Raw genomic sequence first — 13,353 nt, forward strand, 5'->3', positions numbered from 1 at the left:
GCGGGGATCGACGGCAAGGCGAGCGCCCGAAAAGCCGCCGACCCCCCCAACGCTCCCCACTGCCCCTCCTCACCCCACGCTCCGCAAAGAGAACAAGGGTCAAAGAGGCGGCGGACGCGAGCCTCCCGGCGAGGGGCCCCGCCGCTCACAGGGAACTAACCCCGGAGGCAAGGCGTGGGTCTCGGGTTAGCGGGTAGGTTTTGCCAGAAACAAAAAACCCCGGCGCGATCGCGCCGGGGTTTCAATACGTTCGGACGGCGGCCTCAGGCGGGGTTGACGTTGGACGCCTGCTTGCCCTTGGGACCCTGGGTGACGTCAAAGGAAACCTTCTGCCCTTCTTTCAAGGTCTTGAAGCCTTTGCCCTGGATCGCGGAGAAGTGCACGAAAAGATCCTCGCCACCCCCATCGGGGGTGATGAAACCATAGCCCTTCGCCTCGTTGAACCATTTCACCGTACCGGTGGCCATTACACAATCCTTTCAAAAAAACAGAACGAACCCGCGGCCGAAACCGCGTTCCCATGTCGGACCCACAAGACTGCGAACCGCCAACCGGTGGTGCAAACCTTGCAGCGAACACGCCGCCTTTTTAGCCGACTGTCGCCCCCGTGTCAAACGCTTGCGCCGCCAGAGGAGCCTGTCGGGAAAAACCCCTACCCGGTGCGCCATCGGGCGAGGCGAACGAGGGCGAGGGCGGCGAAGGGCAGCGCCAAGCCGATCAAAGTCTGGACGACGAGGAGCAGGCCCAGCTCACTGTAGTCAGCAGGGACCAAGACCGATCCGCTGGCGGGATCGCGCACCTCCCGGGTGACGACGAAAACCTGGTTGAGATACTTGGTGCCGAGCTGGGCCGCCGAAAGGGCCAGGTTGGTGAACGAAGCCATGACGGCAAAATACGTGGCCTTGAGGTTGGCGGGCGCCGAATTGGCGATCCAGGCGAGCATGGGAATCATGGCGATCTGCCCTAGAGGCGATTCCAGGGCGGTATTCACCACGGCGATGAAGCGGGCGTCGACCAGGCCGCCGGACACGGCGGCGGTCCACCGGTGCAGCCCGTAGTACATGCCAACGATGGGCAGTGCGAGCAGTGTGCCGGCGATGGTGAGAAAACCCACCACGTAAGCGATGGAACGCTCCGCCATGAAGCGACGGAAGATGAACATGCCCACCAGGGTGAGGGCGCTGCCGATCAGGGAAAGCACGGACAGAAAATGCTCGTCGAAGCCCAGTTCGTCGATCATCCACCAGGTGAGTCCGGCCCCTGGCGTGGGCACCGCCCGGAAGGCAAAGATCACCACCGCCGTTCCGATCAAGGTGGCGCGCGCCTCGGCTTCCAGCTCCCGGGTGAGCCGGCCGATGAGAAAGAGGACAATGGCAAGGGAACCGACGAAGATCAGCTCCTGGTTGTAGGGCACGTTGCTCAGGCCCAGCGCTACGGTGAAAACCACGAAGGCGCAGCCTCCGCCCAGGATCCAGCCGTTGGGAGCTGGGCGCGCGACGGGCCCCAGCACCAGCTCCTCCGCCGCCCGCCTGTCGTAGCCCTGGGCTGCAAGCCGCCGCAGGTCGCGGCGCTTGCGTACCGAATGGATCACCACGCCCGCCACCGAGATGGCAGGAATCGCCAGGGCCATCAGATAGACGCGGTAGTAGATCTGCGCCTTGGCTTCCATAGGCAGGGCGTGGGTGCCGGAGAACACGTACAGGTTGATAAGCGCCACCAGCACGGCGCCCCCGATGATGGCCACCCGTCCCAGGGTCTGCATGGTGGTGTGCATACCCTTGCGGGTGGCCGCCTCGATGGGCCGTCCGTCCGGGTCCACCCGCGGCACCGCTTCCACCGTCATGGCGTCCGCGACCGCGTCCTGGAGCACGTAACCCACGGGAGCGAGAAGCGCGGAGAGCACGTACCATGCCTCTGCCGGCATGAAAGCGACCAGGGCTTCCCGGTGACCGATGAGCCCCACCATGATGAGGAGGCTCGCCGCGATGAGGCTCGCTCCCAGGTAAACGAGGGCGCTTTTCCAGCGCCACACCAGGTCCACCAGGTGCCCTAGAGGCATCTTGAGGGCCCAGGGAATGTTGACCCAAAACCCGAGGGCGGCCAAGAACGCGGCTGAAAGTCCCAGGTAATCCTTGACGAAGAAGGTCCCGACGATGTCGGTGAGGCCGGAGATCCCCGCCGCCATGTACACCATCAAAGGCGGCAGGTAGGAGAGCCGTAGCTCCCGGCCCAAAGACAGGAGGTTGCGGTCCACCCAGTGGTAGGCGGCGGTCAGCATCGAGGTCTGCGGCGGCATGCGCCCGTCCGAGGGGCATTCTATGTCCGGACCGGACCCTCCGGCCGGGAAAACGACAGCTGGAAGCAAAGGGGCGCGAAAGTGATCCTTCAGCGACCAGTCCTTGCATTAGGCTGCCGACGGCACCGGGCGTTTCCGTGAAACCCCTGGGCGGCGAAGCGCCCCCCTTTTCCACCCGCAGTACCAGCGCGTTCCAAGACCGCCTCAGTTTTCGCCGTTCACCGAAGCGGAAATCTCGTCGTCGCCCAGCATGGGGGTCGCCCAGGCCATCGCCGCCCTGGAGCCAAGCTACCCCCGGACCTGGCCGTCCGAAGGGCGACGGCACGCCAAGACCATGATCGTCGGAGACATCCCGCAGGCCGAGGCACGCTGCGCCTCCCGGGACGAGCCCCTGCGGGGCGTTTCATGGGAGCGCCATGGCGTGCACCCGATGGAACGTTTGAGGTGCAAACGAGACGCTTATGAAAAGGAAAACCCGGCACAGGGCCAGGTTTTTCGTCTGGGCGAGCCGGGCCGCCGGGGTCAACCGATCACCTGCCACTCTCCCTCGCCCACCTGGCACGCCTTGCCCCGGACCCGCTCCTTCCGGCCCTCCACCGTGACCACGCTCTCGTACTCACGACACTTGCGGCCCTCATGGGTGAAGCCCTTGAGGGGCGTCACAGCATAGGTAACGCCCTGGGGATTGCTCCAGGTGACGGTCTGGCGGTCCGCTGCCAGCTCCAGGGCATGGCCGAAGCAAGCCCGGTCTTCCCGATCCATTTCTCTGCCGATGCTCGCCCCGATCACCGCGCCGAGGACGCCCCCGATAATGATGGCGGCGACCTTACTTTCACCCTTACCCACTTGGGAGCCCACCACGGCGCCCACCGTGCCGCCCAGTACGGCGCCGATGGCCTCTCGGTTGCAGCGCCCCGAAAGAATGCCGTAATCCCGGGGCCATTTGTGGCCGGAGTAGCCCACGTAGTATGGATCGTGCTTCTTGCGCCACCCATGGGCCGGGGCCCAGGGAGGCGGGTCTGCCCAGGCCGGTGAAGGCGCTGCCCCCGCCAGCAGGGCTACCAGCAGAGCCGCCGCTATTCCGCGATCCCTCACTACGCCTCCTTTCTCCACGGAGAGCCTCCTTTCCGCTGAATCGAACTCTAAACATAGGTTAACGGGCCACTGCCCCACCGGCTGACAGGGCCGAGTCGGGAACTTACAAATTTCGGCACGTTGGAACTCAGCCAGCGTAGCGCCCACCAACGGGTTATGCCGGTTTCGTCCTGCTTGACGAGGAGAAAGCATGATTCGTTCCATAGGCCGCGCCCTCCTTGCGCCTGCCCTCCTCTGCGCCCAGATCGCCGGTGCGGAGGCCGTTTATGATTCCCAAGCCCATGCGTTCCGGGTGGTCACCCTCGCCCGAGGGCTCGACCATCCCTGGGGGCTCGCGTTTCTCCCCGATGGCCGCTTCTTGGTGACCGAGCGCCCCGGTCGGCTGCGCCTGATCGGCCCGGAGGGCACCCTGGATCCCCAGCCTATCGACGGGGTGCCCCCGGTGGCGGCTTACGGCCAGGGAGGACTGTTGGATGTGGCTCTGCATCCCCGCTTCGCCGAAAACCGGCTCGTTTATCTCTCCTATTCCGCCCGGGGCGATGGGGGCATCGGAACAGAGGTGGCGCGAGGACGGCTCAACGGCCACCGCCTGGAAAACGTGGAGGTGATCTTCCGCCAGACGCCCAAATCGGGGGGCGGGCGCCACTTCGGCTCGCGCCTGGTGTTCGACCAGCAAGGTCACCTTTATGTCACCCTGGGGGACCGGGGCGAGATGGAGCGCGCCCAACGGCTCGACGACCTGGCCGGCAAGATCGTGCGGCTCACCGAGGACGGCCGAGTGCCCCAGGACAATCCCTTCGTGGGCCGGTCCGGGGCTCGGCCCGAGATTTATTCTCTGGGCAACCGTAACGTCCAGGGGGCGGCGCTCCATCCGCGAACCGGCGAACTGTGGACCCACGAGCACGGGCCCCAGGGGGGCGATGAGGTGAACGTCATCCGGGCCGGCGTCAACTACGGCTGGCCGGTCATCACCTATGGGGTCGAATACGGCATCGGCACCCGAATCGGCGAAGGCACCCACAAACCCGGCATGGCCCAGCCGCTGCACTACTGGGTGCCCTCCATCGCGCCCTCGGGCATGGCCTTTTACATCGGCGACAAGTTTCCTCGCTGGCGCGAAGACGTGTTCGTGGGAGCGCTGAAGGATCAGAGCCTGGTGCGGCTGCGGCTGCAGGGGGAACGGGTGGTCGAAGAAGAGCGCCTGCTGAAGGGAGGCCTGGGGCGGATTCGGGACGTGCGCACGGGTCCCGACGGTTACCTCTATGTCTTGACCGACGCCAGGAACGGCATTCTCGCCCGGCTGGAGCCCGCGGGCCGATAGCCTTGCATCGCGGGCGCTACCAGTCCACCATGATGGAATGAAGACCTGGCCGCGCCGCGCCCTCGCCTCCCCCGGCGACTCCCTGATCCAGCGCTTTCCCTGGCCCAGAGGGCTGCTGCGGGACGTGCTGCGGGGCTCTCCTCTGGAGCGTGCCGCCGCCTATCGGCACAACCGGGCCCAGCTCGGCCTTCTGCTCGCCCACACCGTCCGCTGGAGCGCGATCCTGACCACTTTGCTGGTCTTGCTGCAGATCGTCTCCCAGGCCGCCTCGGGGGCCGAACCACCCCTCGTGACCGTGTTGGGCAGCGCCCTCGGACTCGGGGCGGCCCTCTGCGCCGCGGTGGTGGCGGTCATGGGCGCGACCTGTCTTTACCTGCGCCTTGTCCGCTAGGCTTGGGGACTTGCCGAGCCGCCCCGTTTTGGGGCATCATCGCGTCATGATTCCGATCAGCAGCCAGGCGCTCGGTCCCTCGACCCGCCTTCTCGCTTCTGCTCTTTCCGCAAGCCTCCTGCTTGCGGGGCTGCTGCTGCGCCTGCTCGGGCGCTGACGACTTTCCTCTTTCCCTTCGCGTTGTAACAGCCCGCCCCTCGGGGCGGGGAAGCTTTTCGACCACACAAACCCAGGAGCGTCACCATGGTGCAGGAACCTGCAAAAAAATACCGACCCTTCAAGCCGGTCGACCTTCCCGACCGGACCTGGCCCGGCCGGACGATCGCGGCGCCACCCATCTGGCTGTCCACCGACCTGCGCGACGGCAATCAAGCTCTGATCGAGCCCATGAGCGTGGAGCGCAAGCTGCGCCTGTTCGAGCTTCTGGTACGCCTGGGCTTCAAAGAAATTGAGGTTGCCTTTCCCTCCGCCTCCCAGACCGATTTCGATTTCGTGCGGCGGCTGATCGAGGAGGATCGGGTGCCGGAAGAGGTATGGATCCAGGTCCTCACCCAGGCGCGGGAAGACCTGATCCGGCGCACCTTCGAGGCGCTCAAAGGAGCGAAGCGGGCCATCGTCCACTTGTACAACGCCACCTCACCGGTGTTCCGCCGCGTGGTGTTCCAGCAGGACAAGGCGGGGGTGGTGGACATGGCGGTGCGCGGTATGGCGCTCGTCAAGCGCCTCGCCGCGCAGCGGCCCGAAACCGAATGGCGCTTTGAGTATAGCCCCGAGACCTTCACCGCCACTGAGCTCGACTTCGCCCTGGAGGTGTGCAACGCCGTCACTGCCGTGGTAGAGCCCACGCCCGAGCGCAAGCTGATCCTGAACCTGCCGGCCACGGTGGAGGTGGCCACCCCCAACGTCTACGCCGACCAGATCGAATGGATGCACCGCCACCTGGCACAGCGAGAATCCATCGTGCTGTCGCTGCATCCCCACAATGACCGGGGCAGCGCCGTCGCCGCCGCAGAGCTCGGGCTGATGGCCGGCGCCGACCGGGTGGAGGGGTGCCTCTTCGGCCACGGGGAGCGAACTGGCAACGTGTGCCTCATCACGCTGGCGCTGAACCTGTACTCCCAGGGCATCCACCCTGGGCTGCACATCGACGACATCGACGAGGTGCGCCGCTGCGTCGAGTACTGCACCCAGCTCCCGGTGCATCCGCGCCACCCCTACGCGGGGGACCTGGTGTACACGGCGTTCTCGGGCTCGCACCAGGACGCCATCAAGAAGGGCTTCGCGGTGCAGCGGCCCGACGCTCCCTGGGAAGTGCCGTACCTGCCCATCGACCCGGCCGACCTGGGCCGCAGCTACGAGGCGGTGATCCGGGTCAACAGCCAGTCAGGCAAAGGCGGCGTCTCCTACCTCCTGGAGCGGGATTACGGGCTGCAGCTTCCCCGCCGGCTGCAGATCGAATTCTCCCGGGTGGTGCAAAGGCTCACCGACACTTCGGGCAAGGAAGTCACTGCCTCGGAAATCTATGCGCTGTTCCGCCGCGAATACCTGGAGGTGTCGGACCCGTATCGCTACCTCGCCCATCACGTGAACGAACGGCAAGAGGGAGACGTGGAAATCACGGTGGAGCTGGAGCAACGGGGTCGCCGTCGTACCTTACGGGGCCGGGGCAATGGGCCCATCGACGCCTTCGTGCACGCCCTAGGGGAGGAAGTGCGGGTACTCGACTACCACGAGCACGCCATCGGTGCCGGAGCCGCTGCTGCTGCGGCCGCTTATGTGGAGCTCAAGCTGGGAGACGGACCCACTCTTTACGGAGTGGGCGTGGACCCCAACATCGTGACCGCCTCCCTCAAGGCCATCGTCTCGGGCGTGAACCGGGCGCTGGCCCAGGCGGGGGAGGCTGCGCCCCGTGCCGTAGCAGCCCAGGGTTGATCGGCTGCCTCACGAAAAACGCGCACGAACGGGCCGTCTGGCCGCTTAGGAGTGCAGCCGGCTGTGCTTGGGCACGTTCGCCATCAGATATTCCATCTGATCGGCGAGAATGCGCCGGTTCTGCAAGATCAGATGCTCGAAACGGCTGGGCACGTAGGGCGCATAGAGCAGGCTCATGCGCGCCGCTTCGGGGGTGCGGTTGTTTTTCTTGCCATTGCAGACCTTGCAGGCGGTCACCACGTTCATCCAACGGTCCCTGCCGCCTCGGGACAGGGGGATGATGTGGTCCCGGGAGAGCTGGCGCTCCCGGAACTGGTGGCCGCAGTAGGCGCAAAGGTAGCGGTCACGGGCGAATAGGGCGGCGTTGGTCAACGCCGGTTCCCGTTCCCGGCTGGGCATGAAATCAGTGCCCTTGATGGCGATGATGGAGCGAGTGGACAGCTCCGAGCGCACCCCCGTCAGCCGGGAAACCCCCCCGTGGTAGGTGCACACCAGATTGCCCACCGACCAGGCCACCATTCCCTTGGCGTGGTAGGTGATGGCGTCTTCCACCTCCAACCACCGGTCGGGCATCCCGGCCAGGTTGACTGCCAGAATCCAGGTCACGATAGGCCTCTGTTGCGGTGCGCGATTGCAAAAATCGCGCCATGTAAGAAATTACCACAAAATCCAAAAAAATCCTTCTGCCGATCGTCGGAGCCGAACCGCCGGTCGGCGCCAAAGGAGAGCGGGCGCTTGCCCCCGGACTATAATTCTCTTCGACCTTCCCGGCCCTTCTTTCTCCCAACCGACCTTGATCACCCTCCTGAACCGGGCCCTTTTTGCCATCGGTGTCCCTGCCACCGTGATCCTCGGGGCTTTTTTGCTGGTGCACTATGGCGCGCGGCTGCCTCCGGCCGTGGTGGCGCTGCGGACCTACGGGGCTTACGCCATGCTCGCGGTCACAGCCTTGACCAGCCTGGGGTTTAACCGTAGCCGGCCTTTTTTCGCTACCCTCACCCTCGCAACCGCCTACCTGGGCTACAAACTGATCATCCTTCCGGACCTGGGGAGCGTGGCAGCGCGAACAGTCTACGTGGGCATCTGCCTTCTCGTGCCCTTCAACCTGGCCCTGCTAGCGTGGCTGCCCGAACGGGGCATCTTCAACGTCTGGGGCCTGCGCCGCCTGGTGCTGATCCTGGGCGAGGCCACCCTGGTAGCGGCCTTGGCCCGCGCCCAGGACCTTTATCTTTTGAACCTCCTTGAGCAGCGGCTTTTCGCACTGGCCCTGCCCGGCTCGCCCCCCATCCCCCAGCTCGGGGTTCTCACTGTCGCCGGTGCTTTCCTGGCGATCGCTATCCGGCTCGGGGCTCGCGGCTCCCCCAACGAGGCCGGGCTCGCCGGCGCCCTGGCGGCCTTCACGTGCTTTGCCTACACCTTGGCGCAGCCGATGGCAGCCAACGCGTTTGCCGCCGCCGCGGCGCTCATCCTGTTCATCAGCCTGCTCCGGGACTCTTACCGGATGGCCTTCCGGGACGAACTCACGGGGTTGCCGAACCGTCGGGCACTGAATGAACGGTTGATGAGTCTCAGCGGCCACTATGCCCTCGCCATGGTGGACGTGGACCATTTCAAGCGCTTCAACGACACCTATGGCCATGACGTGGGCGACCAGGTGCTGCGGATGGTGGCCGCTCGCCTCGCCGAGATGGGTGGAGGCGGCCGCCCTTACCGCTTTGGCGGCGAAGAGTTTGCGCTGCTCTTTCCGGGCATGACCCTGCGGGAGACCCTGCCCCACCTGGAAGCCCTGCGGGCCCGGGTGGCCGGGTACAAACTGGCAGTGCGCGGCAAAGACCGCCCCGCGAACGAGCGCTCGGGACGGCGAGAGCGGGGCCAGCGCGTTCCCGACACCTACGTCTCGGTCACGGTCAGCATCGGGGTGGCCGAACCGAACGAGCGCTACACCACCCCCGAAGCGGTGCTGCGGGCGGCGGACAAGGCGCTCTACCGGGCTAAGCGCCGGGGGCGCAACCAGGTCAGCCGCTGACCCGGGATAGCGCAGGAGGGCGCGCCCGTTCGATCATGGGCCCGGCCGCAACCGTGTCAAAGACACAGTTGCCAGAACCGCTTTCCGGCGCGGTTTTCCGAGTCTGGAACTGTTCCACAAGTAAAAGCGGATTTCTGATTCTGTGATCAGTGAGGGCGGCTCCCTATGATTGCTGCATGGGTGCCCATCCGAGCAAGACAGCGCTCTTCCTGGAGAAAGGCCGGATCGTGGGCCTGCGCGAAAGCCAGAGCGCGCGCATCGCCTGCCTCTCGGGTCTGCTGTGGACCACCCAGAGGGGCGACCCGTGGACTGGTTCATCGCCGCCGGGCAGGCGATGACGGTGAGAGCACCGGGGCTCACTCTGATCGAGGCCATGCAGCCCTCCCTCGCCACTCTATTCCGCCCGATGCCAGCGCAGCGCCGGGCGCCCGGGCGGTAGGGTTACCGAGGCCGCTCCTTTCGCGCTTGCTTTGCGGCCTTTGTGCCGCGACTCCTGCCTGGCTGGGGGCTTTTCTGGAACCTAAACCGCCTTGCCGAGCCGGCAGGGCCTTCTAGAATGGAAGCGCGCGCTTGAGCCTACGCGCGATCAACCACCGAGGAGGAAGCTAAAATGGGCCAACGAGACATTCTGCCTGCCGCCCTGATTGTGGGCGCGCTGGCCTGCACGGGTCCCGCGGCGGCACAGAGCAACCTGGAGAAGCTCTCGAGCTTTCGCACCACCGGCACGCCTCTGGATATCCAGACCGTCGCCCAGACCGGCCCCAAGGCCGAGGCGATCAAGCGAAACCTGCAACGCATCAAGCTCCCACCCGGCTTCAAGATCGATCTCTACGCCCTGGTGCCCGACGCCCGGCACATGGCGGTGGGTCCCTCCACCGGCGTCGTGTTCGTCGGCACCCGCAAGACTCGCGTTTGGGCTGTGACCGACCGGGACAAGGACCGGGTAGCCGATGAGGTAAAGCCTTTCGCCCCGTCCCTGGAGATGCAGGTGCCAAACGGAGTGTGCTTCTCCCGGGACGGTTTTCTGTTCGTCGCCGAGCATAACCGCGTAGTGGTGTTTCCAGCGGCCGAATTCTTCTATGAAGGGCCGGATGTCGCCGCCTTCAAGGTGGTAGGCCAGGGGGAGCTCATACCCATCGAGGAGGAAAGCTACAACCACGGCGCCCGGGTCTGCCGCATCGGCCCCGACAACAAGCTCTACGTGAGCCTGGGCCAGCCCTACAACGTGCCCCCAAAGGAAAAACTCGCCCTCTACGATCGGGTCGGCATCGGCGGCATCATCCGCATGGACCGGGACGGGAAGAACCGGGAAGTCTATGCCCGAGGCATCCGCAATTCAGTGGGCATGGATTTTAACCCCAAAGACAAGACCCTCTGGTTCACCGATAACCAGGTAGACGGGATGGGCGACAACATCCCGCCCGGAGAGCTCAACCGGGCCACCAAGCCGGGCCAGCACTTCGGCTTTCCTTGGTACGGGGGCGGCAAGGTGCGCACCGAAGAATACAAGGACTCTACCCCGCCGCCGGACGTAGTGTTTCCCCAGGTGGAAATGGACGCCCACGCGGCAGACCTGGGCATGATTTTCTACACAGGCAAGATGTTTCCGGCGAAATACCACGGCGGCATCTTTTCGGCACAACACGGGTCCTGGAACCGCACCAAGCCCATTGGAGCGCGGGTCATGTTCACCTCCCTCAAGCCGGACGGGACTGCGGACAAAACAGAAGTGTTCGCCGAGGGCTGGCTCACTGAGCAGAACGAGTACGTCGGCCGGCCGGTGGACGTAGCCCAGCTTGCCGACGGCTCGATTCTCGTGTCCGACGATTTCGCGGGCGCGATCTATCGCATCGCCTACGCCCCATGACCGATCGAGGCATGGGCCGCGGCGCCTGGAAAGTCCTGGCGCTGGCGGTCCTCATGGCTGCCATTCCGGCTCACGCCGGGGACGCGGCAGCGGGGCGCCAGAAGGCGATCCAGTGCCAGGCCTGCCATGGGCTGGACGGCCTGGCCCGCATCCCTCAGGCCCCCCAACTCGCGGGGCAAAACGCCGTGTACCTAGAAAAAGCGCTCAAGGAGTATCGCTCCGGCGCGCGCAAAGACGAAATGATGTCTGTGGTGGCAAAAGGGCTGTCGGATCAGGACATCCGCGACCTGGCGGCGTACTACCAGTCGATCGAAATCGTGGTCAAACCGCCCCGGTGACGCCGCCCGGCGCAAGGCCCGGAACCCTCAACGAGGAGACAGGATCCCGTAGAACTCCAGGGCGATGCAGAGGATCGCCACCACGGCCCCCAGATGGGCCAGCCAGGCGAGCCTCGCCGACTGCTTTCCGATGGACCAGGTCAACCACACGGCCCCCAGCAGGAGGGCGGCCCGGATCTCGCCGATGTAGGAACGCAGCCCGATCCACACGGTGACGGCGGCCAGCAGCACCGGGGCGAAGGCGAACACGGCCCGCTGCAGCTCGTTGTACGCCGCAAGGCCCGCCGCAGACGCCAACCAGTTTTCCAGGCGCCCAGGGTAGTGCTCGCCCAGCAGGGAGTAGAGCTGATGGACCAGTCGATCCAGGTCCTCCCGTCGATGGGCGCTGCGCACCGGGACATGCTGCGCCTGGGCCATGGGGCGAAGGGGTACCGGCCATCGAGACGCCTGGGGCAGAGGGGCGCCGTCCGGGTGCACCACCACCATCGGCATCCCCCGTCGGAGGGCCGCCGCCAAGAGACCGTCTTCCTCGAAATCGTTCTGGGCCAGGGCGCCGATGCCGCCCGAGCCCTCCTCCATCACCACCACCACCGCGCCGCACCGCGCCAGAATCTCCTCCATCAGCCGCTCCCCGTGCGCTCCCTGGGGCAGTTCCCGAGGATCCAGGACGACGCGCCCGGGAAACCATTGGCTCAGGTGCTCCCCCACCTGGGACAGCAGAGAAGGCGCGCCGGCGGGCTGGAGACCGGCCAGAAGTACCTTTTTCATTTCATCCCGAGGAAGGGGGTGCAGCGTCAGCCCGGCTGCGTTGCTGGCCGCAGCTCATGCGCTCTAGGGTCTGGCTCAGGGCATCGGTGCGCTGGCGCAAGGTCTCCCGCTGCTCGGCCGTCATCGTAGCGGCGACCTCCATCAACAAGTGCCAGGTCCGGGTCCGATTGGCCGTCATATCCTGGGCCCGACTGGGCGGCTCCAGAAGCGCCGGATGGGAGAGTAGCGTTTCCAGTTGCCGCCGCAGCGGCTCCGGCCGATCGCCGCTTCTCAATGCCTGGGCAAGGGCCTCGCGCCAGCGCTGCCGGTAGGCCAGGGTCTGTCGGGCAGTGGGGACTAAGGATCGGCTCCAGGCGTTGACCTGCTGCCTCTGGGCTTCGGTGAGAGGGCCCAGCCAGCGCTCCAAGTGCTTGCCCATCCATTCAGCATACTTGGCCTCCAGCTCGGGGCGAGAAAGCTCCACCCAGCTCGTGCGGAACTTCTCGTCCCGTTTTTCCAAGCTGGCAATCACGGCCTCTGCTTGTTCGGCGCTAGCGCTGGAAAGCAGCTCGGCGAGATGGGGCGCTGCCTGGGTATAGAGCCGGTCGAGGGCCGCCTGGAATTCCTTATAACGGGCTTCCAGCTGCTCCACCGTGGTGCCCTGGGTCAGATCCTCGCTCACGTGGCGCACCCACGCGGCATAGACGGGGAGCTCGTCGGCACAATGCCAGCGCTTGAGCTCCTTCACCCGGGTGCGCATCAGAGCGCTTTGCCGGTCGGTCAACTCCACGTAGCTTTGCACGTACCAGGGCAGCAGCAGCTCCAGATTGCGGTAGGCGAGATCGATCCGGCTGCATCCGGACAGAGCAAGCAACCCCAGCGCCAGAACGAGAAAGCGGATCGATATGTTTTGAATCGGCGGCCTCATTTCCTGCCCTCACGAAGCTGGAACCGGATCGGCACTTCTACCCAAGCTGCCACGGCCTCTTCGCCGCGACGGGCGGGAACGAAGGTCCAGCGCCGCACCGCTTCCAGGGCAGCTTGATCCAAGGATATAACGCCCGAGCTCTGCGTCAGGTGGACTTCCGCCGGGGCACCGGACGGATCCACCTTCACCCGCAACACCACCGATCCTTCCTGCCCGAGCCGCCGCGCGACCAGGGGGTACTCGGGCGGCGGGTTGCGCAGGTAATCCGCCGTGTAACTCGGCGGCGTGACCTCCGGAGCCCCTCGGTGAGAGGGGCTCGGCGTTTTCTCCTGCGCGCTCCTTCGGAACGTCTCGACTGGGACCCGCTGCGGGGCCGGGGGTTCAACCGTCGGGACCGTCTCCACCCCAAGTC

The 13,353-nt window shown here is 65.7% G+C and carries 15 protein-coding genes; 8 read left to right on the forward strand and 7 right to left on the reverse strand.

The annotated features are described in order from the left end of the window. Positions 1-263: 263 nt before the first annotated feature. From V7Q81_RS10675 to V7Q81_RS10685, 3 genes are all read right to left on the reverse strand, one after another. Positions 264-467, reverse strand: a complete 204-nt coding sequence (locus tag V7Q81_RS10675) for a cold-shock protein (protein WP_333843018.1) — start codon at positions 465-467, stop codon at positions 264-266. A gap of 185 nt (positions 468-652) precedes the next feature. Then, positions 653-2,278, reverse strand: coding sequence for a hypothetical protein (locus V7Q81_RS10680; protein ID WP_333843021.1), 1,626 nt, complete (start codon positions 2,276-2,278; stop codon positions 653-655). A 540-nt stretch (positions 2,279-2,818) separates the two neighbouring features. Beyond that, positions 2,819-3,409 carry an RT0821/Lpp0805 family surface protein gene (locus tag V7Q81_RS10685; protein ID WP_333843023.1) on the reverse strand — a complete coding sequence of 197 codons (591 nt, stop codon included), beginning with the start codon at positions 3,407-3,409 and terminating at the stop codon, positions 2,819-2,821. A 172-nt stretch (positions 3,410-3,581) separates the two neighbouring features. Between V7Q81_RS10685 and V7Q81_RS10690 the strand changes: the two genes are divergently transcribed. The 3 genes from V7Q81_RS10690 to leuA all read left to right on the forward strand — a co-directional run bounded on the left by V7Q81_RS10690 (position 3,582) and on the right by leuA (position 7,035). After that, positions 3,582-4,712 (forward strand): PQQ-dependent sugar dehydrogenase, encoded by a 1,131-nt coding sequence (locus tag V7Q81_RS10690; RefSeq protein ID WP_333843025.1) that lies wholly within the window; start codon positions 3,582-3,584, stop codon positions 4,710-4,712. Between the two features lie 37 nt (positions 4,713-4,749). Continuing rightward, on the forward strand, positions 4,750-5,103 hold the full coding sequence (locus V7Q81_RS10695) for a hypothetical protein (RefSeq protein ID WP_333843028.1): 354 nt from the start codon (positions 4,750-4,752) through the stop codon (positions 5,101-5,103). 243 nt (positions 5,104-5,346) lie between these two features. Continuing rightward, complete coding sequence (leuA, locus tag V7Q81_RS10700) at positions 5,347-7,035, forward strand: 2-isopropylmalate synthase (RefSeq protein ID WP_333843032.1); 1,689 nt, start codon at positions 5,347-5,349, stop codon at positions 7,033-7,035. A gap of 45 nt (positions 7,036-7,080) precedes the next feature. Here leuA and V7Q81_RS10705 read toward each other — a convergent pair whose 3' ends face one another. Beyond that, positions 7,081-7,608, reverse strand: coding sequence for an HNH endonuclease (locus tag V7Q81_RS10705; RefSeq protein WP_333843052.1), 528 nt, complete (start codon positions 7,606-7,608; stop codon positions 7,081-7,083). Positions 7,609-7,828: 220 nt separating this feature from the next. Here V7Q81_RS10705 and V7Q81_RS10710 point away from each other — a divergent pair, with 220 nt between their 5' ends. From V7Q81_RS10710 to V7Q81_RS10725, 5 genes are all read left to right on the forward strand, one after another. Continuing rightward, positions 7,829-9,061 carry a GGDEF domain-containing protein gene (locus V7Q81_RS10710; RefSeq protein ID WP_333843034.1) on the forward strand — a complete coding sequence of 411 codons (1,233 nt, stop codon included), beginning with the start codon at positions 7,829-7,831 and terminating at the stop codon, positions 9,059-9,061. Between the two features lie 176 nt (positions 9,062-9,237). After that, positions 9,238-9,399 carry a DUF2917 domain-containing protein gene (locus V7Q81_RS16110; RefSeq protein ID WP_442954810.1) on the forward strand — a complete coding sequence of 54 codons (162 nt, stop codon included), beginning with the start codon at positions 9,238-9,240 and terminating at the stop codon, positions 9,397-9,399. Next, the gene (locus V7Q81_RS10715) at positions 9,366-9,500 is read left to right on the forward strand and encodes a hypothetical protein (RefSeq protein ID WP_333843037.1); all 135 of its coding nucleotides are present in this window, start codon (positions 9,366-9,368) and stop codon (positions 9,498-9,500) included. The genes V7Q81_RS16110 and V7Q81_RS10715 overlap by 34 nt, the downstream gene beginning before the upstream one ends. A gap of 171 nt (positions 9,501-9,671) precedes the next feature. Next, on the forward strand, positions 9,672-10,928 hold the full coding sequence (locus V7Q81_RS10720) for a PQQ-dependent sugar dehydrogenase (protein ID WP_333843040.1): 1,257 nt from the start codon (positions 9,672-9,674) through the stop codon (positions 10,926-10,928). After that, a complete protein-coding gene (locus V7Q81_RS10725; RefSeq protein WP_333843042.1) occupies positions 10,925-11,266 on the forward strand; it encodes a c-type cytochrome in 342 nt (113 codons plus the stop codon). The genes V7Q81_RS10720 and V7Q81_RS10725 overlap by 4 nt, the downstream gene beginning before the upstream one ends. Positions 11,267-11,293: 27 nt before the next feature. On the opposite strand, the gene V7Q81_RS10730 is transcribed toward V7Q81_RS10725, so the two are convergent. The 3 genes from V7Q81_RS10730 to V7Q81_RS10740 all read right to left on the reverse strand — a co-directional run. Then, entirely contained in the window at positions 11,294-12,034 is a 741-nt protein-coding gene (locus V7Q81_RS10730; RefSeq protein ID WP_333843044.1) for a hypothetical protein, read from the reverse strand. Between the two features lies 1 nt (position 12,035). After that, positions 12,036-12,941 carry a DUF6279 family lipoprotein gene (locus V7Q81_RS10735; RefSeq protein WP_333843047.1) on the reverse strand — a complete coding sequence of 302 codons (906 nt, stop codon included), beginning with the start codon at positions 12,939-12,941 and terminating at the stop codon, positions 12,036-12,038. Then, on the reverse strand, positions 12,938-13,353 hold a 416-nt coding region (locus V7Q81_RS10740; RefSeq protein ID WP_333843050.1), incomplete at its 5' end, for an energy transducer TonB. The genes V7Q81_RS10740 and V7Q81_RS10735, both read right to left, overlap by 4 nt.

Source organism: Pelomicrobium sp., assembly GCF_036803785.1.
Classification (GTDB): Bacteria; Pseudomonadota; Gammaproteobacteria; order Burkholderiales; family UBA6910; genus Pelomicrobium.

What these genes read in the sequence shown, in the direction of transcription:
- V7Q81_RS10675 (WP_333843018.1), bottom strand. Translation starts at nt 467, where the DNA reads ATGGCCACCGGTACGGTGAAATGGTTCAACGAGGCGAAGGGCTATGGT.
- V7Q81_RS10680 (WP_333843021.1), bottom strand. Translation starts at nt 2,278, where the DNA reads ATGCTGACCGCCGCCTACCACTGGGTGGACCGCAACCTCCTGTCTTTG.
- V7Q81_RS10690 (WP_333843025.1), top strand. Translation starts at nt 3,582, where the DNA reads ATGATTCGTTCCATAGGCCGCGCCCTCCTTGCGCCTGCCCTCCTCTGC.
- V7Q81_RS10695 (WP_333843028.1), top strand. Translation starts at nt 4,750, where the DNA reads ATGAAGACCTGGCCGCGCCGCGCCCTCGCCTCCCCCGGCGACTCCCTG.
- leuA (WP_333843032.1), top strand. Translation starts at nt 5,347, where the DNA reads ATGGTGCAGGAACCTGCAAAAAAATACCGACCCTTCAAGCCGGTCGAC.
- V7Q81_RS10705 (WP_333843052.1), bottom strand. Translation starts at nt 7,608, where the DNA reads ATGCCCGACCGGTGGTTGGAGGTGGAAGACGCCATCACCTACCACGCC.
- V7Q81_RS16110 (WP_442954810.1), top strand. Translation starts at nt 9,238, where the DNA reads ATGGGTGCCCATCCGAGCAAGACAGCGCTCTTCCTGGAGAAAGGCCGG.
- V7Q81_RS10720 (WP_333843040.1), top strand. Translation starts at nt 9,672, where the DNA reads ATGGGCCAACGAGACATTCTGCCTGCCGCCCTGATTGTGGGCGCGCTG.
- V7Q81_RS10725 (WP_333843042.1), top strand. Translation starts at nt 10,925, where the DNA reads ATGACCGATCGAGGCATGGGCCGCGGCGCCTGGAAAGTCCTGGCGCTG.
- V7Q81_RS10730 (WP_333843044.1), bottom strand. Translation starts at nt 12,034, where the DNA reads ATGAAAAAGGTACTTCTGGCCGGTCTCCAGCCCGCCGGCGCGCCTTCT.
- V7Q81_RS10735 (WP_333843047.1), bottom strand. Translation starts at nt 12,941, where the DNA reads ATGAGGCCGCCGATTCAAAACATATCGATCCGCTTTCTCGTTCTGGCG.